The sequence below is a fragment of the Mycobacterium paragordonae genome, assembly GCF_003614435.1.
Lineage (GTDB): Bacteria > Actinomycetota > Actinomycetes > Mycobacteriales > Mycobacteriaceae > Mycobacterium > Mycobacterium paragordonae.
Map to the genome: position 1 here is coordinate 5,426,641 of NZ_CP025546.1, position 26,671 is coordinate 5,453,311.

At 66.6% G+C, this 26,671-nt stretch carries 28 protein-coding genes; 11 read left to right on the forward strand and 17 right to left on the reverse strand.

Translation table 11 applies throughout. From position 1 onward, the window contains the following. Positions 1 to 397: 397 nt before the first annotated feature. On the reverse strand, positions 398 to 1,186 hold the full coding sequence (locus tag C0J29_RS24145; RefSeq protein ID WP_120793782.1) for a (2Z,6E)-farnesyl diphosphate synthase: 789 nt from the start codon (positions 1,184 to 1,186) through the stop codon (positions 398 to 400). Positions 1,187 to 1,329: 143 nt separating this feature from the next. Here C0J29_RS24145 and trhA point away from each other — a divergent pair, with 143 nt between their 5' ends. Further along, positions 1,330 to 2,070: a PAQR family membrane homeostasis protein TrhA gene (gene trhA, locus C0J29_RS24150; RefSeq protein WP_065047875.1), complete on the forward strand. Its 741-nt coding sequence runs from the start codon at positions 1,330 to 1,332 to the stop codon at positions 2,068 to 2,070. An 18-nt stretch (positions 2,071 to 2,088) separates the two neighbouring features. Here the strand turns inward: trhA and C0J29_RS24155 are convergent, their stop codons facing one another. From C0J29_RS24155 to mca, 4 genes are read right to left on the reverse strand one after another with little or no spacing between them, the layout of a single operon-like run. Beyond that, entirely contained in the window at positions 2,089 to 2,472 is a 384-nt protein-coding gene (locus C0J29_RS24155; RefSeq protein WP_065047808.1) for a nuclear transport factor 2 family protein, read from the reverse strand. A gap of 13 nt (positions 2,473 to 2,485) precedes the next feature. Then, a complete protein-coding gene (locus C0J29_RS24160) occupies positions 2,486 to 4,507 on the reverse strand; it encodes a thioredoxin domain-containing protein (RefSeq protein ID WP_120793783.1) in 2,022 nt (673 codons plus the stop codon). Next, on the reverse strand, positions 4,494 to 4,778 hold the full coding sequence (locus C0J29_RS24165; protein WP_065047812.1) for a hypothetical protein: 285 nt from the start codon (positions 4,776 to 4,778) through the stop codon (positions 4,494 to 4,496). Before C0J29_RS24165 ends, C0J29_RS24160 begins: the two co-directional genes overlap by 14 nt. Then, positions 4,775 to 5,656 (reverse strand): mycothiol conjugate amidase Mca, encoded by an 882-nt coding sequence (gene mca, locus C0J29_RS24170; RefSeq protein WP_065047814.1) that lies wholly within the window; start codon positions 5,654 to 5,656, stop codon positions 4,775 to 4,777. The genes C0J29_RS24165 and mca overlap by 4 nt, the downstream gene beginning before the upstream one ends. Before the next feature lie 119 nt (positions 5,657 to 5,775). Here mca and C0J29_RS24175 point away from each other — a divergent pair, with 119 nt between their 5' ends. Together C0J29_RS24175 and greA are read left to right on the forward strand one after the other, a co-directional pair. Beyond that, positions 5,776 to 6,210: a DUF4307 domain-containing protein gene (locus C0J29_RS24175; protein WP_120793784.1), complete on the forward strand. Its 435-nt coding sequence runs from the start codon at positions 5,776 to 5,778 to the stop codon at positions 6,208 to 6,210. A gap of 213 nt (positions 6,211 to 6,423) precedes the next feature. After that, complete coding sequence (gene greA / locus C0J29_RS24180) at positions 6,424 to 6,918, forward strand: transcription elongation factor GreA (protein ID WP_120793785.1); 495 nt, start codon at positions 6,424 to 6,426, stop codon at positions 6,916 to 6,918. A gap of 108 nt (positions 6,919 to 7,026) precedes the next feature. On the opposite strand, the gene C0J29_RS24185 is transcribed toward greA, so the two are convergent. The 4 genes from C0J29_RS24185 to C0J29_RS24200 form a co-directional block, all read right to left on the reverse strand. Continuing rightward, complete coding sequence (locus C0J29_RS24185; RefSeq protein ID WP_120793786.1) at positions 7,027 to 8,181, reverse strand: cystathionine gamma-synthase; 1,155 nt, start codon at positions 8,179 to 8,181, stop codon at positions 7,027 to 7,029. 98 nt (positions 8,182 to 8,279) lie between these two features. Then, entirely contained in the window at positions 8,280 to 9,011 is a 732-nt protein-coding gene (locus tag C0J29_RS24190) for an RDD family protein (RefSeq protein ID WP_120793787.1), read from the reverse strand. 87 nt (positions 9,012 to 9,098) lie between these two features. Then, positions 9,099 to 10,493, reverse strand: coding sequence for a cystathionine beta-synthase (locus C0J29_RS24195; protein ID WP_120793788.1), 1,395 nt, complete (start codon positions 10,491 to 10,493; stop codon positions 9,099 to 9,101). A gap of 51 nt (positions 10,494 to 10,544) precedes the next feature. Next, positions 10,545 to 11,612, reverse strand: a complete 1,068-nt coding sequence (locus C0J29_RS24200) for an alpha/beta hydrolase (RefSeq protein WP_065047824.1) — start codon at positions 11,610 to 11,612, stop codon at positions 10,545 to 10,547. 223 nt (positions 11,613 to 11,835) lie between these two features. Between C0J29_RS24200 and C0J29_RS24205 the strand changes: the two genes are divergently transcribed. The 3 genes from C0J29_RS24205 (at position 11,836) to C0J29_RS24215 (ending at position 15,028) form a co-directional block, all read left to right on the forward strand. Then, entirely contained in the window at positions 11,836 to 12,768 is a 933-nt protein-coding gene (locus tag C0J29_RS24205) for an SGNH/GDSL hydrolase family protein (protein WP_120794945.1), read from the forward strand. Positions 12,769 to 12,811: 43 nt separating this feature from the next. Further along, positions 12,812 to 14,029, forward strand: a complete 1,218-nt coding sequence (locus C0J29_RS24210; RefSeq protein WP_120793789.1) for an acetyl-CoA C-acetyltransferase — start codon at positions 12,812 to 12,814, stop codon at positions 14,027 to 14,029. A 144-nt stretch (positions 14,030 to 14,173) separates the two neighbouring features. Further along, positions 14,174 to 15,028 carry an endonuclease domain-containing protein gene (locus C0J29_RS24215; protein WP_065163323.1) on the forward strand — a complete coding sequence of 285 codons (855 nt, stop codon included), beginning with the start codon at positions 14,174 to 14,176 and terminating at the stop codon, positions 15,026 to 15,028. A gap of 163 nt (positions 15,029 to 15,191) precedes the next feature. Here C0J29_RS24215 and C0J29_RS24220 read toward each other — a convergent pair whose 3' ends face one another. Beyond that, entirely contained in the window at positions 15,192 to 16,031 is an 840-nt protein-coding gene (locus tag C0J29_RS24220) for a Bax inhibitor-1/YccA family protein (RefSeq protein ID WP_065163324.1), read from the reverse strand. A gap of 266 nt (positions 16,032 to 16,297) precedes the next feature. On the opposite strand from C0J29_RS24220, the gene C0J29_RS24225 reads away from it, so the two are divergent. The 3 genes from C0J29_RS24225 to C0J29_RS24235 are packed head-to-tail and all read left to right on the forward strand — an operon-like array spanning position 16,298 to position 19,881. Then, positions 16,298 to 17,359 (forward strand): enoyl-CoA hydratase/isomerase family protein, encoded by a 1,062-nt coding sequence (locus tag C0J29_RS24225; protein ID WP_120793790.1) that lies wholly within the window; start codon positions 16,298 to 16,300, stop codon positions 17,357 to 17,359. A 12-nt stretch (positions 17,360 to 17,371) separates the two neighbouring features. Then, positions 17,372 to 18,145 (forward strand): enoyl-CoA hydratase, encoded by a 774-nt coding sequence (locus tag C0J29_RS24230; RefSeq protein ID WP_120793791.1) that lies wholly within the window; start codon positions 17,372 to 17,374, stop codon positions 18,143 to 18,145. Then, a complete protein-coding gene (locus C0J29_RS24235; protein ID WP_065163327.1) occupies positions 18,142 to 19,881 on the forward strand; it encodes an alpha/beta hydrolase in 1,740 nt (579 codons plus the stop codon). The genes C0J29_RS24230 and C0J29_RS24235 overlap by 4 nt, the downstream gene beginning before the upstream one ends. Before the next feature lie 34 nt (positions 19,882 to 19,915). Here the strand turns inward: C0J29_RS24235 and C0J29_RS24240 are convergent, their stop codons facing one another. Then, entirely contained in the window at positions 19,916 to 20,347 is a 432-nt protein-coding gene (locus tag C0J29_RS24240; protein WP_120793792.1) for a rhodanese-like domain-containing protein, read from the reverse strand. Then, complete coding sequence (locus tag C0J29_RS24245) at positions 20,347 to 20,910, reverse strand: cysteine dioxygenase (protein WP_082978251.1); 564 nt, start codon at positions 20,908 to 20,910, stop codon at positions 20,347 to 20,349. Before C0J29_RS24245 ends, C0J29_RS24240 begins: the two co-directional genes overlap by 1 nt. A gap of 115 nt (positions 20,911 to 21,025) precedes the next feature. On the opposite strand from C0J29_RS24245, the gene C0J29_RS24250 reads away from it, so the two are divergent. Together C0J29_RS24250 and C0J29_RS24255 are read left to right on the forward strand one after the other, a co-directional pair. Beyond that, positions 21,026 to 21,463 carry a lipoprotein LpqV gene (locus tag C0J29_RS24250; protein ID WP_120793793.1) on the forward strand — a complete coding sequence of 146 codons (438 nt, stop codon included), beginning with the start codon at positions 21,026 to 21,028 and terminating at the stop codon, positions 21,461 to 21,463. A 92-nt stretch (positions 21,464 to 21,555) separates the two neighbouring features. Continuing rightward, positions 21,556 to 22,605: a patatin family protein gene (locus tag C0J29_RS24255; RefSeq protein ID WP_120793794.1), complete on the forward strand. Its 1,050-nt coding sequence runs from the start codon at positions 21,556 to 21,558 to the stop codon at positions 22,603 to 22,605. A gap of 78 nt (positions 22,606 to 22,683) precedes the next feature. On the opposite strand, the gene C0J29_RS24260 is transcribed toward C0J29_RS24255, so the two are convergent. The 5 genes from C0J29_RS24260 to C0J29_RS24280 form a co-directional block, all read right to left on the reverse strand. Beyond that, positions 22,684 to 23,085, reverse strand: coding sequence for a hypothetical protein (locus C0J29_RS24260; RefSeq protein WP_120793795.1), 402 nt, complete (start codon positions 23,083 to 23,085; stop codon positions 22,684 to 22,686). A gap of 205 nt (positions 23,086 to 23,290) precedes the next feature. Further along, entirely contained in the window at positions 23,291 to 24,160 is an 870-nt protein-coding gene (locus C0J29_RS24265; RefSeq protein ID WP_120793796.1) for a patatin-like phospholipase family protein, read from the reverse strand. Continuing rightward, positions 24,157 to 25,038, reverse strand: a complete 882-nt coding sequence (locus C0J29_RS24270) for a class II glutamine amidotransferase (RefSeq protein ID WP_120793797.1) — start codon at positions 25,036 to 25,038, stop codon at positions 24,157 to 24,159. Before C0J29_RS24270 ends, C0J29_RS24265 begins: the two co-directional genes overlap by 4 nt. 2 nt (positions 25,039 to 25,040) lie before the next feature. Further along, on the reverse strand, positions 25,041 to 25,517 hold the full coding sequence (locus C0J29_RS24275; RefSeq protein WP_120793798.1) for an SRPBCC family protein: 477 nt from the start codon (positions 25,515 to 25,517) through the stop codon (positions 25,041 to 25,043). Beyond that, the gene (locus C0J29_RS24280) at positions 25,517 to 26,590 is read right to left on the reverse strand and encodes an NAD(P)H-dependent amine dehydrogenase family protein (RefSeq protein ID WP_120793799.1); all 1,074 of its coding nucleotides are present in this window, start codon (positions 26,588 to 26,590) and stop codon (positions 25,517 to 25,519) included. The genes C0J29_RS24275 and C0J29_RS24280 overlap by 1 nt, the downstream gene beginning before the upstream one ends. Between the last annotated feature and the right edge of the window lie 81 nt (positions 26,591 to 26,671).

A 26,671-nucleotide genomic window follows, 5' to 3' on the forward strand; every position in this document is an offset into this window, starting at 1 on the left:
GCGGCACCCGGTGCACTGTTGGACGCCGTTAGCCGAAGCAAGAATGTCCAATCTGCGGCTATTGAATTCATGTTAGTAAGCAACCATTGCAGTGTTTGTCGTCTGGGCAGCCCCGTCGTTGACGACGAAATCGACTGTTACACAAGGATATTAACTTGCTATTAGACACGGCCTACTGATGAGTAACCCGCTCACAAAATGTTCTCTAGGCTGGCTAATATGGGAATTGTCTATGAGGATCTTTAGTCGATCTCGGCTCGGCGGCGAACTGGCAAAGTTTGCTACAGCACTCTGGCGGGAGCATCCGTACCGCCGAAATGACACAGTGGGTGTGACAAAAGGTAGCCGGAACGACACGCCGAAGAGCGCCGCGGCCTCGCCCGCTCCGTGAGTCCGGCTACTTGCCGTAGCGACGGTTGCGCATGCTGTAGTCGCGCAGTGCGCGCAGGAAGTCGACGCGGCGGAACGCCGGCCAGTGCGCCTCGGTGAACCACATTTCCGAGTAGGCGCTCTGCCACAGCAAAAAGCCGGACAGCCGCTGCTCGCCCGATGTCCGGATCACCAGATCGGGGTCGGGCTGCCCGGAGGTGTAGAGGTTTTCGGAGATCCCTTCGACAGTCGCCGCATCGATGAGTTCCTCGGCGGTGGCACCGTCGGCAAGTCGCTTACCCAGCAGTGCACGCACCGCGCCGACGATCTCCTGCCGGCCGCCGTAACCCACCGCGACATTGACGTGGAACGACGCGTTCTGCGGCGTGGAGTCCACCGCATCGCGCAACCGACGGGCCTGCGCCTCGCCCAGCAACTCCAGATCGCCGACGGTCCGGACGCTCCAATGGTTGGCGGGTGCACAGATTTCTTCGACGACGTCGGTGATGATCTCGATCAGCGCGGCGAGTTCTTCGGGGTCGCGCTGCAGATTCTCGGTGGAGAGCAGGTACACGGTGGTCATCTCGATGCCGGCTTCCTGGCACCAGCGCAACATCTCGGCGATCTTGACCGCGCCCATCCGGTAGCCGACGCTGACGTCGTCATATCCCAGGCTGCGCGCCCATCGCCGGTTCCCGTCGCACAACACCGCGATGTGTCTCGGCAACTCGGATCGCGACGCGGCCAGACCCTGCCGCAGTCGCAGTTCGTAGAGCCGGTACAACGGCTCCTTGATCCGCGGCGGGATGATCTCCACGGAATCCCACACTACTGTGACCGACACCAAATTCCGGCTGCCATTTCCGGCAATATCACGCCAAGTCTGACGGGGTTCTCTCAGGTGATCCCGTTACCCTGATGAAGGACACCATCGACCGACAAGGCGGGGCAGAAGAACAGATGAGCAGCCAGACCAGCACGCTCACCAGTACCGAACCGGAACCGAACGGTCCATCGCCGGCCAACGCCGCCCACCAGATCGCCGAGGGCGTCGCCAAGGTTCTCAAGAAGCCGCGCTTCCGCGGCTGGATCCACGTCTACTCCGCGGGTGCCGCCGTCTTCGCCGGCGCATCGCTGGTCGCGGTGTCCTGGGCGTTGGATTCCACCAAGGCCGGCCTGGCGACGATGCTGTACACCTTCGCCACCATCATCATGTTCACCGTCAGTGCCACTTATCACCGGGTGAACTGGAAGTCGGACACCGCGCGCATCTGGATGAAGCGGGCGGATCACTCGATGATCTTCGTCTTCATCGCTGGCAGCTACACGCCGTTCGCGCTACTGGCACTGCCCGGGCACGACGGGCACGTCGTCCTGGCAATCGTGTGGGGCGGTGCACTGGCCGGAGTCACGCTCAAGATGCTGTGGCCTACCGCGCCGCGCTGGGTGGGCGTGCCGCTGTACATCCTGCTGGGCTGGGTAGCGGTCTGGTACACCGGCTCGATCCTGCACAACGCCGGGGTTGCGGCGATGGTGCTGCTGTTCGTCGGTGGCGCCCTCTACAGCATCGGCGGAATTCTCTACGCGCTGAAATGGCCCGACCCGTGGCCGTCGACCTTCGGCTATCACGAGTTCTTCCACGCCTGCACCGCCGTCGCGGCGATCTGCCACTACATCGCGATGTGGTTCGTGGTCTTCTGACGCCTGTCTTCTGACGTTTCAGAGTTGCGTTACGTCGGCGGATGACCAATAGGCCTTCATCGCACTGACCTTGCCGTCGGAGTCGAACACCATCGTCTCGATCGGTTCGATCCGCATCTTGTGGTCGCCGGCGGTGATTGTCAGCCGGAAGTGAAACGCCGCTTCGTTGCCCGAGACGCGCAGCGTCACCAATTCGCACTCGCGCTCGACGCCCGTGACCGAGGAGTAGAAGCCCTGGATGGCGTGGGTGCCGATGTGCACCTCACCACCGACGGGATCCTCGAGCGTGGCGTCGTCGGCGTAGAAAGCGGCCAGATCTTCGGCGCTGCCGCTGGTCACCGTGGCGATGTAGCGGTTGACCGTTTCGGTGATCGCTTGCGTCTTGTCGGCGGTGTTCGGCATGTGACGCACGCTACTACCCGGGAATTCCCAGGGCGGCGGCGAGTTGGTCTGCGCTGGTCACCGGCAGGTCGCAGAGCCGGCCCCGGCACACGTATGCGGCGTCGGCCCCGGCCACCCGGTCCCGTCCGGCCAGCAGTGGCGACGAGTTCACTGCGCCGCCGACGACGATCGCCCCGCCGGGAGCGAGCCGGCGGGCATCGGTGAGCAACGGCGATACCTCGCCGGCGCACGCGACCGCGATCTGCAGTGGCCCTCGCACGGCGGCCTCGGCAACCGCCAGCCAGTGCCCGGCCGACCGTGCCGCGCGCGCCAACAGCACCGCATGCGCGTCCAGGGTCTGGCCGACGGTCTGCAGATACCGCTCGGCCCGGTCGCCGTCCACCAGGTGCGCCGCGGTGAGCAGCGCCTCGGCGATCGACGAGGCGCCGGACGGCGTCGCCCCGTCCAGCGGGTCGGCGGGGCGCAGCACGAGTTGTTCGGCGTCATCGGCGGTATCGAACCAGCGGCCCGGACGCTGCGGGTCGCTGAAATGCTGGACCGCGGTGTCCAGCAGGCCGGTCGCCGCCGTCAGCCAGGCATCGTCGGCACTCAATTGGTATAGCGCCAGCAGTCCGGTGGCCAGCATCGCGTAGTCCTCCAGAATGGCCGCGCTGTCCCCCACCGACCCCCCGAGACTGGCGCGCCGCAGTCGCCCGTCGACCACATGCAGGTTCAGCAGTGCGGTCGCGCAACGCTGCGCGGCGTGCGCCAACCCCGGATCATCCAGCGCCACGCTCGCTTCCGCCAGCGCGGTGATCGTCAACCCGTTCCACGAAGTGACCACCTTGTCGTCGCGTCCCGGCTGTGCCCGGGCGAGCCGGGCGTCGAGCAGCGCCGCGCGGATCCGTTCCAGCCGTTGCGGGTCGTCAGGGTCTTCGGGGTCGGAAGGCAGCTGCAGCACCGATGCCCCGTGCTCGAAGGTGCCCACTCTGGACACACCGAAAACCGTTGCCGCCCAACGGCCGTCGTCGAACCCCAGCACTTCGGTCAGCTGCGCCGGCGTCCACACGTACGTCGACCCCTCGCGGCCGTCGGCGTCGGCATCCAACGATGAGGTGAACATGTCGCCGTCGGCCAGGTCGTCGAGCAGAAACCGTGCGGTCTGAGCGGCGATCCGCCGGGCCAGCTGGTCCCCGGTCCGCCGGGCCCAGTGCGCGTAGCAGCGCAGCAGCAGCGCGTTGTCATACAACATTTTCTCGAAATGCGGTACTACCCAGGCGTTGTCGACGCTGTAACGGGCGAAGCCGCCGGCGAGTTGATCGTAGATGCCGCCGCGGGCCATGGCGGCGCCGGCGCGCGACACGGCCAGCAGGACTTCGGCTGAACCGGTGCGTTCGTAGTTGCGCAGCAGACCCTCGAGCAGCGCCGACGGCGGAAACTTCGGCGCGGTGCCGAATCCGCCGTGCACGGTGTCCTGATCCCGCAGGACGGCAACGACCGCGTCGTCGCAGAGTTCGGGCGCGATCTGCGGCCCACCGCCCGGCAGGCCCGACGCCATCGACCGCAATTCGCCGGCGATGTGGTCCGACGCCTCCTCGACCTCGGCGCGGCGTTGCGCCCACGTCTCGGTGATCGCCGAAAGAAGTTGCAGGAAGGCCTCTTTGGGGTAGTAGGTGCCGCAGAAGAACGGCCGCCCGTCGGGGGTGAGGAAACACGTCATCGGCCAGCCGCCCTGCCCGGTGAGCGCAACGGTGGCATTCATGTAGACCGAGTCGATGTCCGGGCGTTCTTCTCGGTCCACCTTGATGCAGACGAACCCGGCGTTCATGACGGCGGCCACCTCGTCGTCGTCGAAAGATTCATGGGCCATCACGTGGCACCAGTGGCAGGCGGCGTAGCCGATGGACAGCAGGACCGGCACGTCGCGCGCGGCGGCGTCGGCAAGTGCTTGCGGACTCCACTGCTGCCAGTGCACCGGGTTGCCGGCGTGCTGGCGCAGGTAGGGGCTGGTGGCCTGGCCGAGGGTGTTCGTCCCGGCCCGCTCAGCCGGGTTCATGCGCCGAGCCCGGAGGCCGGTTGCTGTCGGCGTCGGTGGCCGGGCGCTCGACGGTGTCGGTGCCTTCGTCGGCGGCCTGGTCCGGCTCCGGGTGCTGGCGATCAAAGGACTCCGGAACCTTCTTCAGCTGCCTGTTCATCGAACGGACCAGAAAGACGGTGGCGACGATGAGCAACACGACCACCACCAGCCCGAGGGGACTGGCCTTGCCGAAATCCGGTCCGTTGTTCTTCGGGCCGGCAGCGATCACGCTGAGCAGAAAGTGGTTCACGGTGCCTCGGTTCTCTCGAAGATCCCCTCGAACAGATCGGTCTCAGGCAGCCGGGCCGGCACCCGCGAGCGCGCCAACTCGAACTCCTCGGTCGGCCACAGCCGCTCCTGCCAGGCGATCGGTGCGGCGAAGAACTCGGCGTTCGGGTCGATCTGGGTGGCATGCGCGATCAGGGCATCGTCGCGTTGACCGAAATACGCCGAGCATTCGACCCGCGTGGTCACCCGCTTCTCGAAATGATCGTTCTCCGGCAGCCAGTGCTCGAGCCACTTCCCGAACGGACCCTCCTGGCCGTTCTTGGCGAATTCGTCCTGCAACAGCTGCATCCGGGCCCGCAGGAAACCGTGCACGTAATACAGCTTGGACACCGACCAGGGTTCTCCGGCGTCGGGAAACCGTCGGTAATCGCCGGCCGCCTCGTAGGCGCTGACGGAGACCTCGTGGCAGCGGATGTGGTCGGGGTGCGGGTAGCCGCCGTTCTCGTCGTAGGTGATCATGACGTGCGGCTGGAACTCCCTGACCACCCGCACCAGCGCTTCCGTGGACTCTTCCAGCGGGACCAGGGCGAAGCAGCCGTCCGGCAGGGGCGGCGGCGGGTCGCCCTTGGGCAGGCCGGAGTCGACGAAGCCCAGCCAATGGTGCTCGACGCCGAGGATTTCGGCGGCCTTGGCCATCTCGTCGCGGCGGATTTCGTGGATATGGCCGTGCACGTCGGGCAGGTCCATGGCCGGGTTGAGGATCTCACCGCGTTCGCCGCCGGTCAGCGTCACCACTATGACCCGATGGCCCTCATCGGCATAGCGCGCCAGCGTCGCGGCCCCCTTGCTGGATTCATCGTCGGGGTGGGCGTGCACCGCCATCAGTCGCAGTTTGCTCACGAGCTCCCTTGTATCCGTATATCCCGAGTCGGTGCGTTGGCCGCCCACCGACCCTGTGAGTGCCCCCTATACTTCCAGTTCTCCTGTACCCCACAACTCCCGAGGGCATCACCGAGCACGTGACCGAAGATTCATTCTCCCGGCCCGAGGCACGCTACGGCCGCGATCGGCTGTCCCGGAAATCGCGGCGCCGCATCGTCATCGCCCTGACCGCGCTGGTCCTGGCGGCAGGAGTCGGAATCGCGATCGTCGCTTACCGACAGATCGGCTCCGGCCCGGTCAAAGGCACTTTGGCCGGCTACCAGGTCATTGATGACGAGACGGCGTCGGTAACCATCAGCGTGTACCGCAGCGACCCGTCGCGACCGGTGGACTGCATAGTGCGGGTCAGGTCCAAAGACGGCAGCGAGACGGGCCGCCGGGAAGTGCTGGTACCCCCGGCCAACCAGAACACCGTGCAGGTGACCACAACGCTGAAATCGAGCAAGCCGCCGGCAATGGCGGACGTGTACGGCTGCGGCGCAGACGTGCCTGGCTATCTGCGGTCGCAGTAAGCGCGCAGCAAAACGCCGAACTGCGGATATGTCGGTCATCTACAGTTTGCGCGGTGGTAACATGGGTGAATGCACGGTCCTGCTTGGGACCGTGTATTGCTGCATTAGAGGCCGTGAGCAGAACGGAGTTGCAGCACCCGGGGTGGGATCCGCAGACGCCCAACATCGGGACCACAGCTTGCGCGGAACAACAAGTACAAGGAGCGCCACGAGATGACGGACACTCAGGTGACCTGGTTGACCCAGGAGTCACATGACCGACTCAAGGCCGAGCTCGACCAGTTGATCGCGAATCGCCCGGTCATCGCCGCCGAGATCAACGACCGCCGCGAAGAGGGCGACCTACGGGAGAACGGCGGATATCACGCCGCCCGCGAGGAGCAGGGCCAGCAGGAGGCCCGTATCCGCCAGCTGCAGGATCTGCTCAACAATGCCAAGGTCGGTGAGGCGCCCAAGCAGTCCGGCGTCGCGCTTCCGGGTTCCGTGGTGAAGGTCTACTACAACGGCGACAAGGACGACAGCGAGACCTTTTTGATCGCCACCCGTCAGGAAGGCGTCAACGACGGCAAGCTCGAGGTTTACTCACCGAACTCGCCGCTGGGTGGTGCCCTGATCGATGCCAAGGTCGGCGAGACCCGTAGTTACAAGGTGCCCAACGGCAACACCGTCGAGGTGACGCTGGTCAGCGCGGAGCCTTACCACTCCTGAGGCTCCTGGCCTTCACCGCCGAGTGTGAAGTCTGCGACGCGTTCTTGGCGCGTCGCGTCGCCAAATTCCCAGTCGGCTTCCCAGTCGGCTTCCCAGTCGGCTTAAGCGTCAGCCGAGCGCCTGGTCCAGATCGGCCAGCAGATCTGCGACATCTTCGATTCCCACCGACAGCCGTACCAGGTCGTCGGGCACTTCCAGTTGCGAGCCGGCGGTGGAGGCGTGCGTCATGGCGCTGGGATGTTCGATCAGCGATTCCACCCCGCCCAGCGACTCGGCCAGGATGAAGACACTGGTCTGGGCGCACAGTTTCTCGGCGGCCGCGCGACCGCCGCGCATCCGCACCGAGACCATGCCACCGAAGCCGCGCATCTGCCGGGCGGCGACCTCATGCCCGGGGTGGCCGGGCAGACCCGGATACAGCACGCTGCTCACCGCGGGATGGCCCGCCAGGAATTCCGCTATGGCCGCGGCGTTTTCGCTGTGCCGCTGCATCCGCAGCACCAGCGTTTTCAGCCCGCGCAGGGTGAGGTAGGCGTCGAACGGGCCGGGCACCGCGCCCGCCCCGTTCTGTAAGAAGGCGAACGCCCGGTCCAGTTCTTCGTCGTTGGTGACCAATGCTCCGCCGACGACGTCGGAGTGCCCGCCGATGTACTTGGTGGTCGAGTGCAGGACCACGTCGGCACCCAGGGTCAACGGCTGCTGCAGAGCAGGCGATGCAAAGGTGTTGTCCACCAACACTTTTGCGGAACTGTCGACCCCTATCTGGGCGATCCCGCTGATGTCGGCGATCGACAGCAGCGGGTTGGTGGGCGTCTCGACCCAGATCAACCGCGTCTGCGGGGTGACGGCGGCGCGCACCGCGTCCAGATCCGACAGTGCCACCGGGGTGTATGCGACGCCCCACTGCGTGAACACCTTGTCGATCAGCCGGAAGGTGCCGCCGTAGGCGTCGTCGGGGATGACGAGGTGGTCACCGGGGCGCAGCATGGTCCGGAGCGCGCAGTCGCTGGCCGCCATGCCGGAACTGAACGCCCGGCCGTAACCGCCGTCCTCCACCGCGGCCAGTGAGGCCTCCAGTGCAGCGCGGGTCGGGTTACCGGTGCGGGCGTATTCGAACCCGCCGCGCAGGCCGCCGACCCCGTCCTGGGCGAAGGTGCTGCTGGCATAGATCGGGGCGTTGACGGCGCCGGTCGCCGGATCGGGACGGTAGCCGGCGTGGATGGCTTTGGTGGCAAGTCCGTTGAATGCGTGGTCTTCACTCATCGCACGCCAGCCTAGTTATCACGCCGTTGACGCTGCGGTGAGGGCGACGAAGTGCGAGTGACCTGCGCCCTCAACGCAGACTCAACGTCACGGTCTGATCAGATCGGCAGGCACACCGTCGTCATGATCTTGTCGGCCAGAGTCTGGCGCTTGCTGTCCCACAGCGGGAAGAGGAACCCGACGTAGCAGATGATCGCGTCGACGAAGTGCGCGAGCTGCCGCACCAGCGACATACCGAACCCGAGCGGCTCCCCGGTGACCTCACTGACCACCTTGAACTTCAGGATCGACTTGCCGATGCTCGAGCCGGTCGTGCCCTGCCGGTAGCCGTAGTTCCAGACCACGTACGCCAGGATCAGCAGCGATGCCAGGCCCTGCGCCAACACCCCGATCATCGATCCCTGGGAGTAGCAGTACTGCGCGACGTCGTACTGGTTGACGCTGGTGACGCACGACTCCTCTCGGGTGAGCATGTCGACCACCTGGGCGATACCCAGGACGACCAGGATGGGCGCGTAGTCGATGAGGAACGCCAGGAAGCGGGTCAGCCACGGCGTGTAGGCATCGGTCGCCAGCCCCTTGACCGCGGGTCCCGGCGGCGGCGGTGCATATCCTCCGGCAGCCGGGGGTGGCGGCGGGTAGCCGCCCGCGGGTGGCGGCGGCGGAGGCGGCGGCGGCGCCGACCCTCCGAAGGACTGGGAGAAGTCACCACTGCTGCCGGGAGGGGGCGGCGCGGACGGCGGAAGATGCCCACCTGAGGGCGCAGCGCCGGAGGAGCCGGGAGGCGGCGGTGGCGGGTAGGACCCGCCGGATGGCGGCTGATCGGTCATTGGGCAACCTTCCAAGCTTCCAGGAGCGGACTTTGCTGAACTAAGCCGGATACAGTACCGCAGCGCCGAGAGCCAAGTCACAGACCACTAGCGTCGCCGGGTCCCCTCGGACAGGAAGCCCAGCAGGTCGTAGCGCGTGATGACCCCGACCGGTTTGCCTTCCTCGACGACCATCAGGGCGTCCTGATCGCGCAACGCCTTGCCGGCGACGCTGACCAGTTCACCGGCCCCGATCAGTCGCAACGGCGGGCTCATGTGCTGCTTGACCGCATCCGCCAGCTTGGCCCGGCCCTCGAAAACCGCCGACAGCAGTTCGCGTTCGGAGACGCTGCCGGCGACCTCGCCGGCCATCACCGGCGGTTCAGCCCCCACCACCGGCATCTGCGACACCCCGTACTCCCGCAAGATGCCGATGGCGTCGCGCACGGTCTCCGCGGGGTGGGTGTGCACCAGGTCGGGCAGCGCGCCGGACTTGCGGCGCAACACGTCGCCGACCGTCGACTCCGCGGCCGAGCCGTCCAACCGGTTGCGCAGGAATCCGTAGGACGACATCCACGCATCGTTGAAGATCTTCGCCATGTAGCCGCGGCCGCCGTCGGGCAGCAGCACCACGATGAGGGCGTCCGGCCCGGCTTGCTCGGCCACCTTCAGCGCGGCGACGACGGCCATCCCGCACGAGCCGCCGACCAGCATGGCTTCCTCGCGGGCCAGCCGCCTGGTCATGTCGAAGGAGTCTGAGTCCGAGACCGCGATGATCTCGTCGGGCACCGACGGGTCGTAAGCCGCCGGCCAGAAATCCTCGCCGACCCCCTCGACCAGGTAGGGCCGACCGGTGCCACCGGAATACACCGATCCCTCCGGATCGGCGCCGATCACCCGTACCCGCCCGTCGGATACCTCCTTGAGGTAGCGGCCGGCGCCGGTGATCGTGCCGCCGGTGCCGATGCCGGCGACGAAGTGGGTGACCTTGCCGTCGGTGTCTGCCCAGATCTCGGGGCCGGTGGTCGCGTAGTGGCTGGCCGGACCTTCGGGGTTGGAGTACTGGTCCGGCTTCCAGGCGCCGTCGATCTCGCGGACCAGCCGGTCGGACACGCTGTAGTAGCTGTCCGGGTCCTCCGGCGGCACTGCCGTCGGGCAGACGACGACCTCGGCGCCATACGCGCGCAACACATTTCGCTTGTCCTCGCCCACCTTGTCCGGGCAGACGAACACGCACTTGTAGCCGCGGCGCTGGGCAACCAGGGCCAGTCCGACGCCGGTGTTGCCCGACGTGGGCTCGACGATGGTGCCGCCGGGCCGCAGCGCCCCGCTGGCCTCGGCGGCATCGATCATCCGTTCGGCGATCCGGTCCTTCGAACTGCCGCCGGGGTTGAGGTACTCGACCTTCGCGGCCACGATGCCCGCGCCCTCGGGGACGACGGAGTTCAGCCGAACCAGGGGCGTGCCGCCGATGAGGTCACTGAGGTGCTGCGCGATCCGCATGCGCCTATCGTCGCAGGCGGTCTCACGCGCCGCGCAACCGCTTAGCGGCTGTCAGCCGGTTGCCTCGCGGATGTACTCGCCGATCTGACGCAGCGAGCGCACGGCTTCGGGCAACAGCGGCCCGGCGACCTGGAAGTCGTGAACCTGTCCCGGCCACACGCGTACCTCCGCCGGCACTCCGGCGGCCGCCAGCCTGCTCGCCGCCAACTGCGCGTCGTGCAACAGCACCTCGGAACCGGACACGTGGATCAGGGTCCGCGGCAGGCCCGGTTCGATGTGATCCAGCGGCTCGTAGATCTCTTCCGGTTGACCGTTCACGGTGTTCTTCGCGGCACAGCTAGCAACCAAAGCGCCGAGCGCATCGAAGGCCCTCGCGGGGAACATCGCGTCCGTTTTGATGTTGGGATGGGACTGCTTAGCTTCCTTTGCCAGCTGCAGCAGTGGCGAGATCGCGATGAGGGCTGCGGGCTCCTCCCCTTCGCGCAGCAGGCGTTGCGCGAGCGACAGCGCGAGGTACCCGCCGGCGGAGTCGCCGCCCAGCACAATTTGGTCCGGCTCGTAACCCAGCAGCCTCAGCCAGCGGTATCCGTCGTGGCAGTCGTCGAGCGCCATTCCAATCGAGTGCTTGGGCATCAACCGATAGTTGACGACGAGGACTGGCGCGTCAGCGAACTTCGAGAGTGATTCGACCAGCCGACCGTGAGAGTTTGCTCCGCAGGTCAAAAATGCGCCGCCGTGCAGGTACAGCACCACTCGTCGGGTCCCGTCAGCCGGCAGCACACCCGTGGCTCGAACCAGCTGGGCCGACGCATTCGGCAAGGTCACCTCGGCTCTGACGGTACTTGTTGCAGGTAGCAGCACGCGCGCAGCATGGTCGATCAGACCCCACGGCCAGGGAAGGTGGGGAACGTAGCTGCCAGCCGCTAAAACCGGCCGGATCGCGACGCGAGACGCCAGCGTAGCGAACCGAGCAGCAACGCTTGGCCCAGACTCGACAACCTCAACGGGAGCCCCGTCGCTGATCGCGAACCTGCGTGCTTCGAGTCTACGAGCCTTCAGTGCGTCGCGCGGGCGAATGGCGACTCTAGGTGCGCCAGAGACCTTACTGGGTGCGGTCATGCTCAACACTTCCTACGCCGTTGTAGTCCGATACAGCATGTGACGAAGAAGCTGAGCACTTAGTTCAGCCAACCTCGCAAACTTAGCTTGACAGTCCTCTACCCACTCAACTTCCAACTAACCGGTTTCGATACCACATCTGTGTCACACCGTAACCGGTTTGTTTGTCAGCTACCCCCGAAATGAGCACAACCGTCCTAAAATGATGCGCGTGGGCGTGCATGTGCCGCGGCGTTCGACGATCGCTTTGGCCACAGCGGGTGCGCTCGCCTCGACAGGCTCGGCCTATCTGGGCGCACGCAACCTGCTGGTTGGTCAGGCGATGCATGTGCGCACCGTGATCCCCAAGTCCTGGGAACCGCCGCCGCGCGCAGACGGCGTTTACACCCGCGGTGGCGGTCCGGTGCAGCGGTGGCGGCACGGTGTTCCGTTCGATCTGCACCTGATGATCTTCGGCGACTCGACAGCGACCGGGTACGGGTGCGCCACCGCCGAGGAGGTGCCCGGCGTCGTCATCGCCCGGAATCTGGCCGAGCAGTCCGGACTACGAATCAGGCTGAGCACGAAGGCCATCGTCGGCGCCACATCGAAGGGCGTTCTGGGGCAGGTCGACGCGATGTTCGTGGCCGGGCCGCCCCCGGACGTCGCGGTGATCATCATCGGCGCCAACGACATCACCGCACTCAACGGTGTCGGGCCGTCGGCGCAGCGGCTGGGGACGTCGGTACGCAAGCTGCGCAACCGGGGCGCCGTCGTGGTGGTCGGCACCTGCCCGGACTTCGGGCTCATCACCGCAATCCCGCAGCCGCTGCGCTCGCTGGCGCGCACCCGAGGTCTGCAACTCGCCCGCGCACAGGGCGCTGCGGTCCGGGCCGCCGGCGGCGTGCCGGTGCCGCTGGCGCATCTGCTGGCCCCGAAGTTCCGTGAGATGCCCGAGCTGATGTTCTCCTCCGACCGCTACCACCCGTCGGCGGCCGGGTATGCCGAAGCGGCCGAACAGTTGCTGCTGGCGCTGTGTGAAGCCCTGGGCGAGAGGATTCCCGCGCTGGCGCTGCCGGCCGCGACGCCGGTCGTCGCGGCCCGGCGGACCATGGTGTCCCGGCTGTGGCCCCGCCCGTCGCCGGCGCGCGCGACCGCCGCGATTGCCTCTGGGTAAGGCGCGTTAGGCTCGGCTTCGCAACCCAAATCGAGGAGCCGTCATGCCGGAAGCCGTCATCGTTTCAACTGCCCGCTCGCCGATCGGCCGCGCCATGAAAGGGTCGCTGATCAGCATCCGGCCCGACGACCTGGCCGCGCAGATGGTGCGCGCCGCGCTCGACAAGGTGCCCGCGCTCAACCCGCACCAGATCGACGACCTGATCATGGGCTGCGGCCAGCCCGGCGGTGAGTCCGGCTTCAACATCGCGCGCGTGGTGGCGGTGGCGCTCGGCTACGACTTCCTGCCCGGCACCACGGTCAACCGGTACTGCTCGTCGTCGCTGCAGACCACCCGGATGGCGTTCCATGCGATCAAGGCGGGCGAGGGCGACGTCTTCGTCTCGGCCGGTGTCGAGACAGTGTCCCGGTTCGGCAAGGGCAACGCCGACGGCTGGCCGGACACGAAGAACTCGCTGTACGACGCCGCTCAGGAGCGCACCACGGCCGCATCCGCGGGAGCCGACGAATGGCACGACCCCCGCGCGGACGGGAACGTCCCCGACATCTATATCGCGATGGGACAGACCGCTGAGAACGTCGCCCTGCTGACCGGCATTTCCCGGGAGGACCAGGACCACTGGGGCGTGCGCAGCCAGAACCGTGCCGAGGAAGCCATCAACAGCGGGTTCTTCGAGCGCGAGATCTCCCCGGTCACCCTTCCCGACGGTTCGACGGTCAGCACCGATGACGGGCCGCGGGCGGGCACCTCGTACGAGAAGATCAGCCAGCTCAAGCCCGTGTTCCGCCCCAACGGCACGGTGACCGCAGGCAACGCCTGCCCGTTGAACGACGGCGCCGCGGCGGTGGTGATCACCAGCGACGTCAAGGCCAAAGAGCTGGGATTGAAGCCGCTGGCGCGCATCGTGTCCACCGGCGTCAGCGGGCTGTCGCCGGAGATCATGGGCCTGGGTCCGATCGAGGCGTCCAAGCAGGCTTTGCAGCGAGCCGGGATGTCGGTGGGCGACATCGACCTGTTCGAGATCAACGAGGCCTTCGCGGTGCAGGTGCTGGGGTCGGCACGCGAGTTGGGTATCGACGAAGACAAGCTGAACGTGTCGGGCGGCGCGATCGCTCTGGGTCACCCGTTCGGCATGACCGGCGCCCGGATCACCGCCACGCTGCTGAACAACCTGACCACGCACGACAAGACGTTCGGGTTGGAGACGATGTGCGTCGGCGGCGGCCAGGGCATGGCGATGGTGATCGAGCGGCTCTCCTAGCGGTTTAGCGTTGACTCTGCGCTGAGGGCGGCCATGTCGTCGGCTTCGGCGTTGACTCTGCGCACAGGGCGGCAGCCACTCGCACTTTGTCGCCCTCACCGCAGAACCAACAGCGTTGTCAGTGCCCGCCGCCACCATGTCGGCATGAGCAGCGCGCGGCAACCCTTCATCGGCAGCGAGGCGCTGGCAGCCGGCGTCCTGAGCCGGCACGAATTGCGCACCTACTACCGCGCGATCATGCCGAACGTCTACCTGGACAAGCGGATTGAGCCGTCGCTGCAACAACGGACAACGGCGGCGTGGTTATGGTCGGGCCAGCAAGCGGTGATTGCCGGTGCCGCGGCCTCGGCATTGCACGGCTCGAAGTGGGTCGATCAGCAGGCGCCGGTCGAATTGATCTGGCGCAACGCGAGGGCGCCGCAGCGCGTCATCACTCGGGCTGATCTGCTGTTGCACGGCGAAATCCAAGTCCTGAACGGCCTTTCGGTGACGACGCCGGAGCGCACGGCATTCGATATTGGCCGGCGTGGGACGCCTGGCCGCGCCGTTGCGGATCTCGACGCCCTCGCGGCCGCGACAGACTTCAAGGTGCGCGACGTCACTGAGCTGGCTGCGAACCATCGGCACGTGCGGGGTCTGCGGAAGTTGGATGCCGCACTGGAACTGGTCGACGCGGGTGCTCAGTCGCCGAAGGAGACGTGGCTGCGTCTGCTATTGATCAAAGCGGGTTTTCCGAAGCCTGGGACCCAGATACCGGTGTTGGGCCCGGACGGCTTTCCCCGCTACTTCCTCGACATGGGCTGGGAGGACATCATGTTGGCTGTCGAATACGACGGCGACCAGCATTGGACCAACCCTGCTCAGTACGCCTCTGACGTCGACCGTCAGGAGTACCTCAACCGCATGGGCTGGACCGTCATCCGGGTGGTCGGCCGACACCGGCCCAGCGATGTCATTCGCCGGGTTGAGCGCGCCTGGGAGGCGTTGGGAAGAGGTTGACTCTGCACCTAGGGCGACGAAGTTCGAGTAGGCCCCGCCCTCAACGCAGAGTCAACGCCAGAGTGGGGCGCTCTAAGTGCAGGAGCGCCGCGCGGGCGCGACACCCATGCAAAGGAAAAGCCGGCACACCGAGAACGGTGTGCCGGCTTTGCCCGTCGAGGGGCTAGTCGTTCTGCAGATAACTCAGCAGACGCAGGATCTCCAGGTAAAGCCAGACCAGGGTCACGGTCAGGCCCAACGCGATGCCCCAGGCGGCCTTCTCCGGCGCGCCCGCGCGGATCATCTGGTCGGCCGCGTCGAAGTCGATGAGGAAGCTGAAGGCCGCGATACCGATGCACACCAGCGAGAAGATGATCCCGATGGGGCCGGCGCTGCGCAGACCCAGACCCTCGCCACCACCGACGTGGAACATCGCCAGCACGAAGTTGCCGAGCATCAGCACCAGCACACCGAACATCGCCGCGACGAGCATGCGGGTGAACTTGGGCGTGACCCGGATCGCGCCGGTCTTGTAGACGACCAGCATCCCGAAGAACACCCCGAGCGTGCCCAGTACCGCCTCGCCGATCAGCATGCCAGCGTTGGCCGAACCCACTGAAAAGTTCGCGAGCAGGAACGAGATGGCGCCGAGGAACAAGCCCTCGAGCGCGGCGTAGCTGAGCACGATCGCCGGGTTGTCCTGCTTGCGACCGAACGTCGCGATCAACACCAGCGCCAAACCACCGAACGCACCGACCATGGTCAGCGGCATCGCCAGCTTGAGGTTGGTCGCGACCAGGAAGTAGGAAACGATGGCGGTGGTCGACAGCATCGCCAGCGTCAGGCCGGTCTTGGTGACGACGTCATCGATGGTTAGCGGGCGCGAGACGCGAGCCTCACGGCCCTGCTGGTAGGGAGCGTAGGGGTCGGCCGGATAGCCCGGCTGCACGCCGGGGCCGAATTGCGCGTATCCGCCCGCCTGCTTCGGCAGCGAACGAAATACCGGGTTACTTGTCTCCCGCACCGTCGGATCCTCTCTCAAAATGGCTGTGGCTTCGAGCGTGCGAACAATCGCTCAACGAGTGGTCGTCCGCCCGAGTTCCCGGCGGAGCTGCTGTTTTGTCGTCAGTCCTGGACCCGTATAGCTCGACCGGGTCAACCTAAACCTTAGACCCGCGGTCAATGCCGGGCGAGTCACGATCTAGATTGCACGTCAAACTCATGGCCACATTGGAACGGCCAGTTGAGGTCAGCAGGTCCGACCGGATTGCGGGGAGGGGAGACGAGCGCATGACAGGGGTTGACGAGGGGGCCGTAACAGGGGAATCCGACGAAATCCTGACCCGCGTCGTCGACGGCGTCGGCTACATCACCCTGAACCGGCCCAAGGCCATCAATTCGCTAAACCAGACGATGGTCGACCTCCTGAGCACCGTGCTGATCCGATGGGCACGCGACGACGCGGTGCGGGCGGTGGTGCTCACCGGCGCCGGGGAGCGCGGACTGTGCGCGGGCGGTGACGTGGTCGCGCTCTACCACAGCGCGCGCAAGGACGGGGTCGACGCACGCCGGTTCTGGCGCGACGAGTACCTGATGAACGGTCTGATCGGCCGCTTCGCCAAACCGTACGTGGCGGTGATGGACGGCATCGTGATGGGCGGTGGCGTCGGCGTCAGCGCGCACGCGAACACCAGGGTGGTCACCGACGCCTCGAAGGTTGCGATGCCGGAGGTGGGCATCGGCTTCATCCCCGACGTCGGTGGGATGTACCTGCTCTCGCGCGCCCCAGGCAAGTTGGGCCTTCATGCGGCCCTCACCGGGGCACCGTTCAACGGCGCTGACGCCATCGCGCTGGGTTTCGCCGACCATTACGTGCCGCACACCGAACTCGACGCTTTCACCACGGCGGTAGCGACGAACGGCGTCGAAGGTGCGCTCGCCCGACACGCAACCGAGCCGCCACCCAGTGAGCTTGCGGCACAACGGGAGTGGATCGACGAGTGCTATTCGGCCGACAGTGTGATCGATATCGTGGCCGCATTGAGAGGCCATCGCGCCGGGCCGGCCAACGAGGCCGCCGACCTCATCAGCACTCGCTCCCCCATCGCCTTGTCCGTGACATTCGAGGCGGCGCGTCGCGCCGCTGACCTCGAAACACTGGAAGATGTTCTGGTGCAGGACTATCGGGTGTCCTCCGCGTCGTCTCGCTCGCACGACTTCGTGGAAGGCATTCGCGCGCAACTGGTCGATAAGGACCGCAACCCGAAGTGGTCGCCAGCATCGCTGGCCGAGGTCACCGTGGCCGACGTCGCCGCATATTTCGCGCCCGTCGACGACGACTTACAGTTCTAGAGAGGTAACCCTATGGCTTACGAAACCATCCTCGTCGAGCGCGAAGAGCGGGTCGGCATCATCACACTGAACCGGCCGAAGGCGCTCAACGCCCTCAACAGCCAGGTGATGCACGAAGTCACCAGCGCAGCAACGGAATTGGACAGCGACCCAGCCATCGGTGCGATCATTATCACCGGCTCTGAGAAGGCGTTCGCCGCCGGGGCCGATATTAAGGAGATGGCCGGGTTGACGTTCGCCGACGCCTTCGGCGCCGACTTCTTCGCTCCCTGGGGCAAACTGGCCGCCGTGCGGACCCCGACGATCGCGGCGGTCGCCGGGTATGCCCTCGGCGGTGGGTGCGAGCTGGCGATGATGTGCGACCTCCTGATCGCCGCGGACACAGCGAAATTCGGCCAGCCCGAGATCAAGCTCGGTGTCATTCCCGGCATGGGCGGCTCGCAACGGCTGACCCGGGCCATCGGCAAAGCCAAGGCGATGGACCTCATCCTGACCGGCCGCACCATCGACGCCGCGGAAGCCGACCGCAGCGGCCTGGTTTCGCGACTGGTGCCCGCCGACGACCTGCTCACCGAAGCCAAGGCCGTCGCGACGACAATCTCGCAGATGTCGCTGCCGTCCGCTCAGATGGCCAAGGAGGCCGTCAACCGGGCCTTCGAATCGACTCTGGCTGAAGGACTTCTCTACGAGCGGCGGCTTTTCCACTCGACTTTCGCCACCGATGACCAGTCCGAAGGCATGACGGCCTTCATTGAAAAGCGCCCGCCCGACTTCACCCACCGATGAGTGAATCCCCGCCCGCCGCAACCACCGAGCAGGACACGGCGTCAGAACAAGCCGAGGCGCCGGCCCCTTGGTGGCACCGGTATCGCGGCCGCTGGTGGGTCCGTCACTACACCTACACCGGGACCCTGTTCGGCCTGATCTTCGTGTGGTTGTCACTCACGCCGTCCTTACTGCCGCGTGGTCCGCTGTTCCAGGGAGTGGTCAGTGGCTGCTCCGGCGCCATCGGATACGGCCTGGGCGTATTCACCGTGTGGCTGGTCCGCTACATGCGGTCACAGAACACCAGTCCTCCAGCGCCGCCGTGGGTTTGGCCGCCCCTGATCCTGGTCGGCGCCATCGGGGTCGTCGTTATGGCCATCCGGTTCCACATCTGGCAGGACCACGTGCGCGACATGATGGGCGTCGAGCACCTGAAATGGTACGACTATCCGCTTACCGCGGTGCTCGGCGTGATCGTGCTGTTCTCGCTGGTCGAAATCGGCCAGCTCATCCGTCGGCTGGTCATTGTCCTTGTGAGACAGGTAGATCGGGTCGCCCCCTTCCGGGTGTCGGCGACCATAGTGGTGATCGGGCTGATCGTGCTCACGATCACCCTGCTCAACGGTGTCGTCCTCAAATTCGCAATGCGTTCCATGAACGGCAGTTTCGCCGCGGTCAACAACGAAATGGACCCTGGCTTCAGTCCACCCAAGTCCAAACTGCGCTCGGGCGGGCCGGAGTCACTGGTGTCGTGGGAGTCGCTGGGGCATCAGGGCCGCATCTTCGTCGAGGGCGGACCTGCTGCCAGCAAGCTGAGCGCGTTCAACGGCACCCCGGCCGTTGAACCGATCCGGGCCTATGCGGGGCTGAAATCGGCCGACGACATCGACGCGACCGCCGACCTGGCGGCCCGGGAGTTGTTGCGCACCGGGGGATTACAGCGGGCGGTTGTGGCGGTGGCGACCACCACCGGAACCGGCTGGATCAACGAGGCGGAAGCCTCGGCACTGGAGTACATGTACAACGGCAACACCGCGATCGTGAGCATGCAGTACTCCTTCCTGCCCAGCTGGCTGTCGTTCCTGGTGGACAAGGAGAACGCCCGGCACGCGGGACAGGCGCTGTTCGAAGCCGTCGACAAGCTAATCCGGCAGATGCCGGAGTTCAAGCGGCCCAAGCTCGTTGTCTTCGGCGAAAGCCTGGGCTCGTTCGGCGGCGAGGCGCCGTTCATGAGCATCAACAACGTGCTGGCGCGTACCGACGGCGCCCTGTTCAGCGGGCCGACGTTCAACAACACCATCTGGACCCAGTTGACCGCGAACCGCGACAACGGCTCACCGGAGTGGCTGCCGATCTACGACGACGGCCGCAACGTGCGATTCGTTGCCCGCCCGGAGAACCTGGACCGTCCCAAGGCGGCCTGGGATCACCCGCGGGTGGTCTATCTGCAGCACGCATCCGATCCGATCGCCTGGTGGACGCCCGATCTGTTGTTCAGCAAACCGGACTGGCTCCGCGAGAAGCGGGGCTATGACGTGGTGCCCGAGATGCGCTGGTTTCCGCTGGTGACGTTCCTGCAGGTGTCGGCCGACATGGCGGTCGCCGTCGATGTCCCCGACGGGCACGGCCACCGCTACGTCGCGAACTGCGCCGACGGCTGGGCCGCGGTGCTGTCGCCGCCAGGGTGGACACCCGACAAGACGGCGAAGTTACGGCCCCTGCTGCATGCCGATTCGACGGCAGGTACCTCCGGCTAGGGGCAACAGCGGCCCCGGCGGCGCCGGCGGGCTGCTAGGTCAGGACGGACTGGCGGGGCTGACCTGAACCCAGCTGACTTGACCCCGGCTGAGCTGTATCCAGCACGCCCGCGGCGACCAGCGCGTGATAGCCGCCCACGACGTCCGTCGCGCGGTGCAACCCCAGATCCAGCAGCGCCGCAGCGGCCAGGCTCGAGGTGTAGCCCTCCGAACAGAGGATGACCCACTCGACGTCGTCATCGGTGGCCAGCGGCAGCCGGGCGTCACTGGTCGGGTCGCAGCGCCATTCCAGCACGTTGCGCTCGATCACCAACGCGCCGGGCACCTCACCTTCGCAGGCGCGCTGAGCTGCCGGCCTGATGTCGACCAGCACCGCGCCCCGGCGCACCGCCTCGGGCACCTGCTCGGCAGGCAGCCGGTGATAGCGCTTGCGGGCATCCTGAAGTATCCGGTCGATCCTGCTCATCACGGCCCCTCGGGTTGATCGGTCAGTTCGGTGCGCTGGCGGCGCAGCGTGTTGCGCTCGGTGACGTCGTAGTAGGACATGGCGGTCAGCGGCGGCGAGTAGGCGTGCACGCTGAGCGTCGGCTGCACCGGCGCCGGTGTCGTTATCGCTGCCGGCCGCGGCGCCCACACCACGTCGTGCACCCAACCCAGCGGAAAGCCCGCCTGATCGCCGGCGTCCAGCCGACGCCGGCGCAATCGGTTTCCGTCCCAACGGTATTCGTTCAGGGAGCCGGACAGCACGGTCAACGCCCCGAGCGAGCCGCCGTGATCGTGCAGTTCGGTGGCATGCCCAGGAACCCAGCTGATCAGCCAGATGTCGAGTTCGTCGTCACCGTGGATGCGGGTGAACCAGCGTTCGGTCTCGGGCACACCGCCGTCGGGCAGCAGGTGGTCGCACCGCCCGCTGAGGACGTCATCGGCGGCCTGGTCGGTGGCGTGCAACAGATCGGGCACCCGAAGCCGGGTGGGCCCCGAATTGGGATTGCTGAGGCCGGGGTATGGACGAGCAAGAGCGGTAGTCATGGAAGAACTCCGGAGTGTGAAACGGACTGGGCAAGCGGCGGCGCGTCAGGGCCGACAACACTCGCAAAATCCGAACCGTTCCATCACGCCGACAGTCTTGCATAGATTGAGAACCATGCGCGGACACCGACGAGGGGCAGTGCTGCTCGCCGCCCTGGCGTGGCTACCGGCGCTCGCCGGCTGCTCGCACGGCGGCGACGGCGGCAAGAACACGTCCTCGCCGGCCCGATCGTCGACCCGATCGTCGACCATGACCGGTTCGCTGCCACCGGCCGCCATCGGCATCTCCCCCGGCGGCGTGACTACCCGGGTGGACGCTCCCGCGGAGTCGACCGAGGAAGAGTATTTCCAGGCCTGCCATGCCGCGAAGGTATGGATGGATGCCCACGGCGGCGCCGGTGAAGCGCAGATCGAGCCGTATCTGGCAATGGTTCAGGCGTCGGCGCCGGGCGTTGCGGGCAGCTGGAACAAGCGCTGGGCGGAGCTGGGCCCCGAGCGTCAGGCCGCGGTGATCGTGGCGGCCCAAGCGGCCGGTAGGGGCGAATGCGGCTGACCGCTCGCGGCGCCGTTTCGAATTGAAATCAGGCCTGCGCGAAATTGTCAGCCGGTGCCGGCGGGCGACCGCCCGCCAAGCACAATGTGGGGATGTCCGGACCGATACCGCTTCTCCCGCACGCGACATCTGGACATCGCGTCGCGTTGGCCCTGGGCAGCGGCGGCGCCCGCGGTTACGCCCACATTGGCGTGATCCAGGTGCTGCAGGAGCGGGGCTATGACATCGTCGGCATCGCCGGATCGTCGATGGGCGCACTGGTGGGCGGCGTGCAGGCCGCCGGACGCCTCAACGAACTTGCCGAATGGGCCACGTCGCTCACCCAGCGCACGATTCTGCGTCTGCTGGACCCCTCACTCACCGCGGCGGGAGTACTTCGGGCGGAGAAGATCCTGGATGCGGTGCGCGACATCCTGGGCCCGGTCAGCATCGAACAACTGGCGGTTCCGTACACCGCCGTGGCCACCGACCTGCTGACCGGCAAGTCGGTGTGGTTCCAGCGCGGCCCCGTGGACGAGGCCATCCGCGCTTCCATCGCGATTCCCGGTGTGATCGCCCCGCATGAACTGGGCGGACGACTGCTTGCCGACGGAGGCATTCTCGATCCATTGCCGATGGCGCCGATCGCGGCCGTCAACGCCGACCTGACCATCGCGGTCAGCCTCAACGGCAGCGAACCGGGCGCCACCCGTGACGCCGAACCGGGGATGACCGCCGAATGGCTGAACCGCATGGTCCGCAGCACCACCGCTCTTCTCGACACCAACGCCGCCAAGTCGCTGCTCGATCGGCCGACGGCGCGGGCGGTCCTGAGCCGGTTCGGGGCGACGCCGCCGGAGTCCGACGACTGGTCGGACTCGTCCGAGGGTCCGGACGACGACACACCGGAAGTGCCCAGGCTCGGCAGCTTCGAGGTGATGAATCGGACCATCGACATCGCCCAGTCGGCGCTGGCCCGTCACACGCTGGCGGCCTATCCGCCGGACCTGCTCATCGAGGTGCCGCGCACCACCTGCCGCAGTCTGGAATTCCACCGCGCGGTCGAGGTGATCGCCGTCGGCCGCACGCTGGCCACTCGCGCTTTGGATGCTTTCGAGAATGCCGACAGCGACGACACGCAGGCACCCGCAATCGAGGGTTGATACGCCGTTCAAATTCCGGCCGGTCGGGCGAATTCGATTCCCGTCAGCAAAATGGCGTCGAACGCCGCAATGAATCGGCTAGGCGCGTTTGCGTCCCGGCCCCGTGTGGGTGGCCGCTTTGCGCTGCAACTCGGCGACCAGGTCGGACGGATGGAGTTGCTGGGCCAGCCTGTTGAGCGCCAACCGCACCACGGCGCTCCGCGTGGCGTCCACCCGCGGCTTGGCGAAACGTGCTGCGGTACGGATGGTTTCGAGAAAAGTGTCGGTCGTTTCGTCGAGGTAGATCGAGACCTTGGTCAGCTCCGTCGGCGCTCCCGGCCGCACCGACGGCGATGGCGCGCCCACCCGCGGCGGGGTGGCCGGCCGCACCGGCTGCTGCGGAATCGGCGCGGGACGCCCACGGTAGTGCCCCAGCGGAACTGCCGGAACTGCATTGTGCTGCTGCGCCGAACCATTTCGTGCGGTTACGCCATAAGTCATCGAAGTTTCCTTTCCGAGGGCGTGGAGAAAGCAATTACACAGCGGTCTGGAACTACGGAGTTATGACGCTGCGATCAGCTAGGTATAACACGCAGACGATTGGCCCAACAACCGACGAAAAGCCCGAAAAGCGTTGATTACATACCGATTCAACAATCCTTCAACTTCCGGCGCCGCAACCCCGGAATTGGACGCCGCGGCCTGATCAGACGCCGAGGAAGCGCGCCACGGCGCCGGCTTCCCGGCGACCCTGCGCACGCCCGGCCCGGGCGGAGCCGATCCGGCAGCGCGGATCCAGCGGATTCGCGCCGAACGCCGCGAGTGATTCCTCGTCGGCGAAGATGCTGCAGGTCTCCCCGGCGAACGCCGCGATCTCACCAGCGGGCCCGGGACCGAAGGGCGACGGCGTATCGGCGCCCGCGGGCACCAGCACCACGGCGACGTCACAGTCGTCGGCAACATCGACATTCACCGCGCTGTTGACGCCGCCGTCCATGTACCGCCGGCCCGCGATCGTCACCGGCGGCCACGCCCCGGGCACGGCGCAACTGGCCGCCACCGCGTCAACCAGCGCGACCCCCGAGGACCGATCGAAAACTACCAATTCGCCTGTCGCCGTGTCGATTGCGACGATCCGCACGGCACGGTCCGGCCACTCGTGCGAGGGCAGGCGTTGAGCGATCACCTCGCGCCGGACGGATTCCGGGACGGTGTCGGTACCCAGCGCCACGGCACCGATCCGTTGTAGTCGCCCGCGTGTTCTGTCCCCGCCGGGAGCCCGCGGTTCGCGTAGCGCGTCCAGAAACAGTTCGGTGATCGCATCGATGTCGACGCCGGGGTTCATCTCGGCAGAAGTCTCGGCGACCTGCCGGTCGAACAGCGCGTCCAGCGAACAGCCACTGCTGATCTGCGCCGCGACCGTCGAACCCGCGGACGTCCCGACCAGGACATCGGATTCCACCAACCGTTGGGCGGCCAACGGCGACTCGTCGGCTATGCCGCGCAGAATGCCTGTCTCCCAGGCGATTCCCGCCACTCCACCACCGGCCAGAACCAGCGCCCGTCGGGACGTCATGGCCGGTGCCGGGTTCCGGGAAGCGCATGCTGAGCACGAAAGACCGGCTGACTCAGATCATCCCGGCGCACCAGGTGCCGGGGCGGCTCGGAGAGCACCAGACTGCGGCTGATGTTCAGCCCCGCATCGACATAGACCAGCTCGCCCGGCTCGAGCAGATACCACCGGGGGTCGTCGTCCATCGGTTCGGTCGCGAACACCACCGAGGACCTCTCGGTGAGCGTCTCGCTCTGCGCATGAATCCGGCTGGTGCTCATATCGAAATCGGGTACCCCGTCCACCCGTCTGTCGAGCATGAACAGCTGATGGGTATCCGGGTAGCGCAGGGCCCACATCCGAGTGCCCATGCACAGCAGGATGTTGACGGCGTAGACGGGCACATTAGCGGCGAGCCAGCTGACGGCATCGACGATCCCGGCCGAGACGTCACCGTCGTGGGCGCGAATGGCGGCGGTGATCAGGGCGAATACCCGCTCGGAATCGGTCTGGCCCTGCACCAGCTCAAAGGTGCCGAGTTCCCGAAGCCGGTCCTCGACGACGTCGAGACCCTCGATCATCCCGTTGTGCGCGAAGATCCGGCCGTCCTGCAGAAAGGGGTGGGTGTTGCGCGCATCGAGCGATCCCGTTGTCGCATAACGGACGTGGGCGATGAACGTGGTGCCGTCGAGTCGATGCGCCTCGGTGGCGAAAGCCGCGTCCCGCCAGGCGGCTATCGGCTCTTTGTACAGCTGCGGGCGGCCGTGTTCGTCGAACACTCCCAGCCCCGTGCCGTCGGGGTTCTTCAGGCTCTGTTGGGCAAGGCTGTCCGGTGCTTCCAGCAACCAGAACGTCGCGGTCACGACTTCGGTGCCGGCATGCAAGCCGAAAAGTCGACACATGGTCAGTCGGTCACCAGTTGCGCGGACAGTTTCTCCAGCACCACCCGCGCGTAGCCCTTCCACATCTTCCCGAACACCGGCAGCAGCGGCGCCGACGCCGACGACTTCGGATGCAGCGTCCACTGCCAGGTCACCCGGGTACCGGTGCCGGCGGGCGCAAACGACCAGACGCCGTCCACCGAGCGCACCAGCGTGGCCAGCGGTCCCTGGATGTCCGAAAGCGTGTATCCGAACGACCGCGGCGGGTCGACGCTGGTCAGTTGCTCGTGCACCCGCCCGCCCCCGACCATCAGGATGGTCCGGGTTTGGCCCGCCGCGTCCCAGTCACCGACCTGGTCCCGCACCTCCTTGATGGGCGGGATGATCCCGTACCACTGGGCACAGATGACCGGCAGCGATATCGGCATCGTCCGGGTGAAGGCGTCCTCGACCGAGATTGGTATTGCGCGTGACTGCTGGACCACAACCGACTTCGCCATCAGACCCCTCTACTTTCGCGCGACAGCCGGGGCGCGGCCCGGCCGGTGATCAGCGGCAGATCGAAAAAGCTCTGGATACCCGCCGGAGCGGCGCAGGTCGCCGGCACCGCGTTGACGCAGTGCGCCGCGGTCGCGACGATGCCCGGGTTGCTCTCGAGCCCGGCCTGCACGCTCTCAGGCTGCCATCCCTTGATCGTGACGAACGTGTCCGGGTTTCCCCGCACCTCGATCTCGTACCGCTCCCCCGCGGGTCCGAAAGACCAATCAGGGTCCAGGTTTTCCTCGCCCATCAACCAGTTCACGGTGATCTGGACGACCGGGGTATCGCCGACGAGCGCCTCCCAGTGAAAGCGCCGTCCCGCCACCTGCCCGGGCTCGATCACCCCGATCGGTGAGTCGATCGGCGCCGTCGCGACGGCCACTTCCTGCGAGGGGCGGATCTCCGGGTTGGCGGCGAAGCCAAGTTTGTCGACGCACAGCCGCACCGATTGGAAGAAGCCGCCGTTGAGCAACTTCTGCATGGGCCCGGTCAGCGCGCTGTCCGGGGTGCCGCCGAATCCCATCACGTAGCGCAGCACGTCCGGAGCGCCATACGTGCGTAGGTCGGAAAACTCTTCGGCGCGAACGAAAGTCACGCCGGTGGACATCACCGACAGCAGCAGCGGGAACAGTTCGGTAGCGGCACCGGGCCCGATCCCGGCACCGTGCAGCGTACTGTTGCCGGCCTGGGCGGCGACTTCCAGTGGCGCGGCTTCTTTTTCGGTCGGGTAGAACCAGCCGAGCGGGGTGACGACGTTCTTGCCCGAGCGCAGCAGCGCTGCCACTTCGTCGAGACTGGGCAGCAACGGCGCGTAGATCACCGCGTCGGCATCGAGTCTCAGGATGTCATCGATGTCGTTGGTCGCGATGACACCCAGCGCCGGGCCGCTGATGATCTCGCCGACATCCTTGCCGTTCTTGGCCGCTGAGTGCACCCAGCAGCCGGCGAGTTCAAGCTCGGGATGCTCGAGCACGCCTTTGATGGCGGCCACTCCGACCGATCCGGTCGCCCACTGCACCACCCGCAGGCTCATTGCGGTCCCCTCTCCCGGCGAGCAGACGCAAAATCACCCCTTTCGGCCCTGTGCAGGGTGCGCTTTGTGTCTGCTCGCGCT

Coding starts and splice junctions, on each gene's coding strand:
- trhA (WP_065047875.1), top strand. CDS start 1,330: ATGAGCAGCCAGACCAGCACGCTCACCAGTACCGAACCGGAACCGAAC.
- C0J29_RS24155 (WP_065047808.1), bottom strand. CDS start 2,472: ATGCCGAACACCGCCGACAAGACGCAAGCGATCACCGAAACGGTCAAC.
- C0J29_RS24160 (WP_120793783.1), bottom strand. CDS start 4,507: ATGAACCCGGCTGAGCGGGCCGGGACGAACACCCTCGGCCAGGCCACC.
- greA (WP_120793785.1), top strand. CDS start 6,424: ATGACGGACACTCAGGTGACCTGGTTGACCCAGGAGTCACATGACCGA.
- C0J29_RS24185 (WP_120793786.1), bottom strand. CDS start 8,181: ATGAGTGAAGACCACGCATTCAACGGACTTGCCACCAAAGCCATCCAC.
- C0J29_RS24190 (WP_120793787.1), bottom strand. CDS start 9,011: ATGACCGATCAGCCGCCATCCGGCGGGTCCTACCCGCCACCGCCGCCT.
- C0J29_RS24195 (WP_120793788.1), bottom strand. CDS start 10,493: ATGCGGATCGCGCAGCACCTCAGTGACCTCATCGGCGGCACGCCCCTG.
- C0J29_RS24200 (WP_065047824.1), bottom strand. CDS start 11,612: ATGACCGCACCCAGTAAGGTCTCTGGCGCACCTAGAGTCGCCATTCGC.
- C0J29_RS24210 (WP_120793789.1), top strand. CDS start 12,812: ATGCCGGAAGCCGTCATCGTTTCAACTGCCCGCTCGCCGATCGGCCGC.
- C0J29_RS24215 (WP_065163323.1), top strand. CDS start 14,174: ATGAGCAGCGCGCGGCAACCCTTCATCGGCAGCGAGGCGCTGGCAGCC.
- C0J29_RS24225 (WP_120793790.1), top strand. CDS start 16,298: ATGACAGGGGTTGACGAGGGGGCCGTAACAGGGGAATCCGACGAAATC.
- C0J29_RS24230 (WP_120793791.1), top strand. CDS start 17,372: ATGGCTTACGAAACCATCCTCGTCGAGCGCGAAGAGCGGGTCGGCATC.
- C0J29_RS24235 (WP_065163327.1), top strand. CDS start 18,142: ATGAGTGAATCCCCGCCCGCCGCAACCACCGAGCAGGACACGGCGTCA.
- C0J29_RS24240 (WP_120793792.1), bottom strand. CDS start 20,347: ATGAGCAGGATCGACCGGATACTTCAGGATGCCCGCAAGCGCTATCAC.
- C0J29_RS24245 (WP_082978251.1), bottom strand. CDS start 20,910: ATGACTACCGCTCTTGCTCGTCCATACCCCGGCCTCAGCAATCCCAAT.
- C0J29_RS24250 (WP_120793793.1), top strand. CDS start 21,026: ATGCGCGGACACCGACGAGGGGCAGTGCTGCTCGCCGCCCTGGCGTGG.
- C0J29_RS24255 (WP_120793794.1), top strand. CDS start 21,556: ATGTCCGGACCGATACCGCTTCTCCCGCACGCGACATCTGGACATCGC.
- C0J29_RS24260 (WP_120793795.1), bottom strand. CDS start 23,085: ATGACTTATGGCGTAACCGCACGAAATGGTTCGGCGCAGCAGCACAAT.
- C0J29_RS24265 (WP_120793796.1), bottom strand. CDS start 24,160: ATGACGTCCCGACGGGCGCTGGTTCTGGCCGGTGGTGGAGTGGCGGGA.
- C0J29_RS24270 (WP_120793797.1), bottom strand. CDS start 25,038: ATGTGTCGACTTTTCGGCTTGCATGCCGGCACCGAAGTCGTGACCGCG.
- C0J29_RS24275 (WP_120793798.1), bottom strand. CDS start 25,517: ATGGCGAAGTCGGTTGTGGTCCAGCAGTCACGCGCAATACCAATCTCG.
- C0J29_RS24280 (WP_120793799.1), bottom strand. CDS start 26,590: ATGAGCCTGCGGGTGGTGCAGTGGGCGACCGGATCGGTCGGAGTGGCC.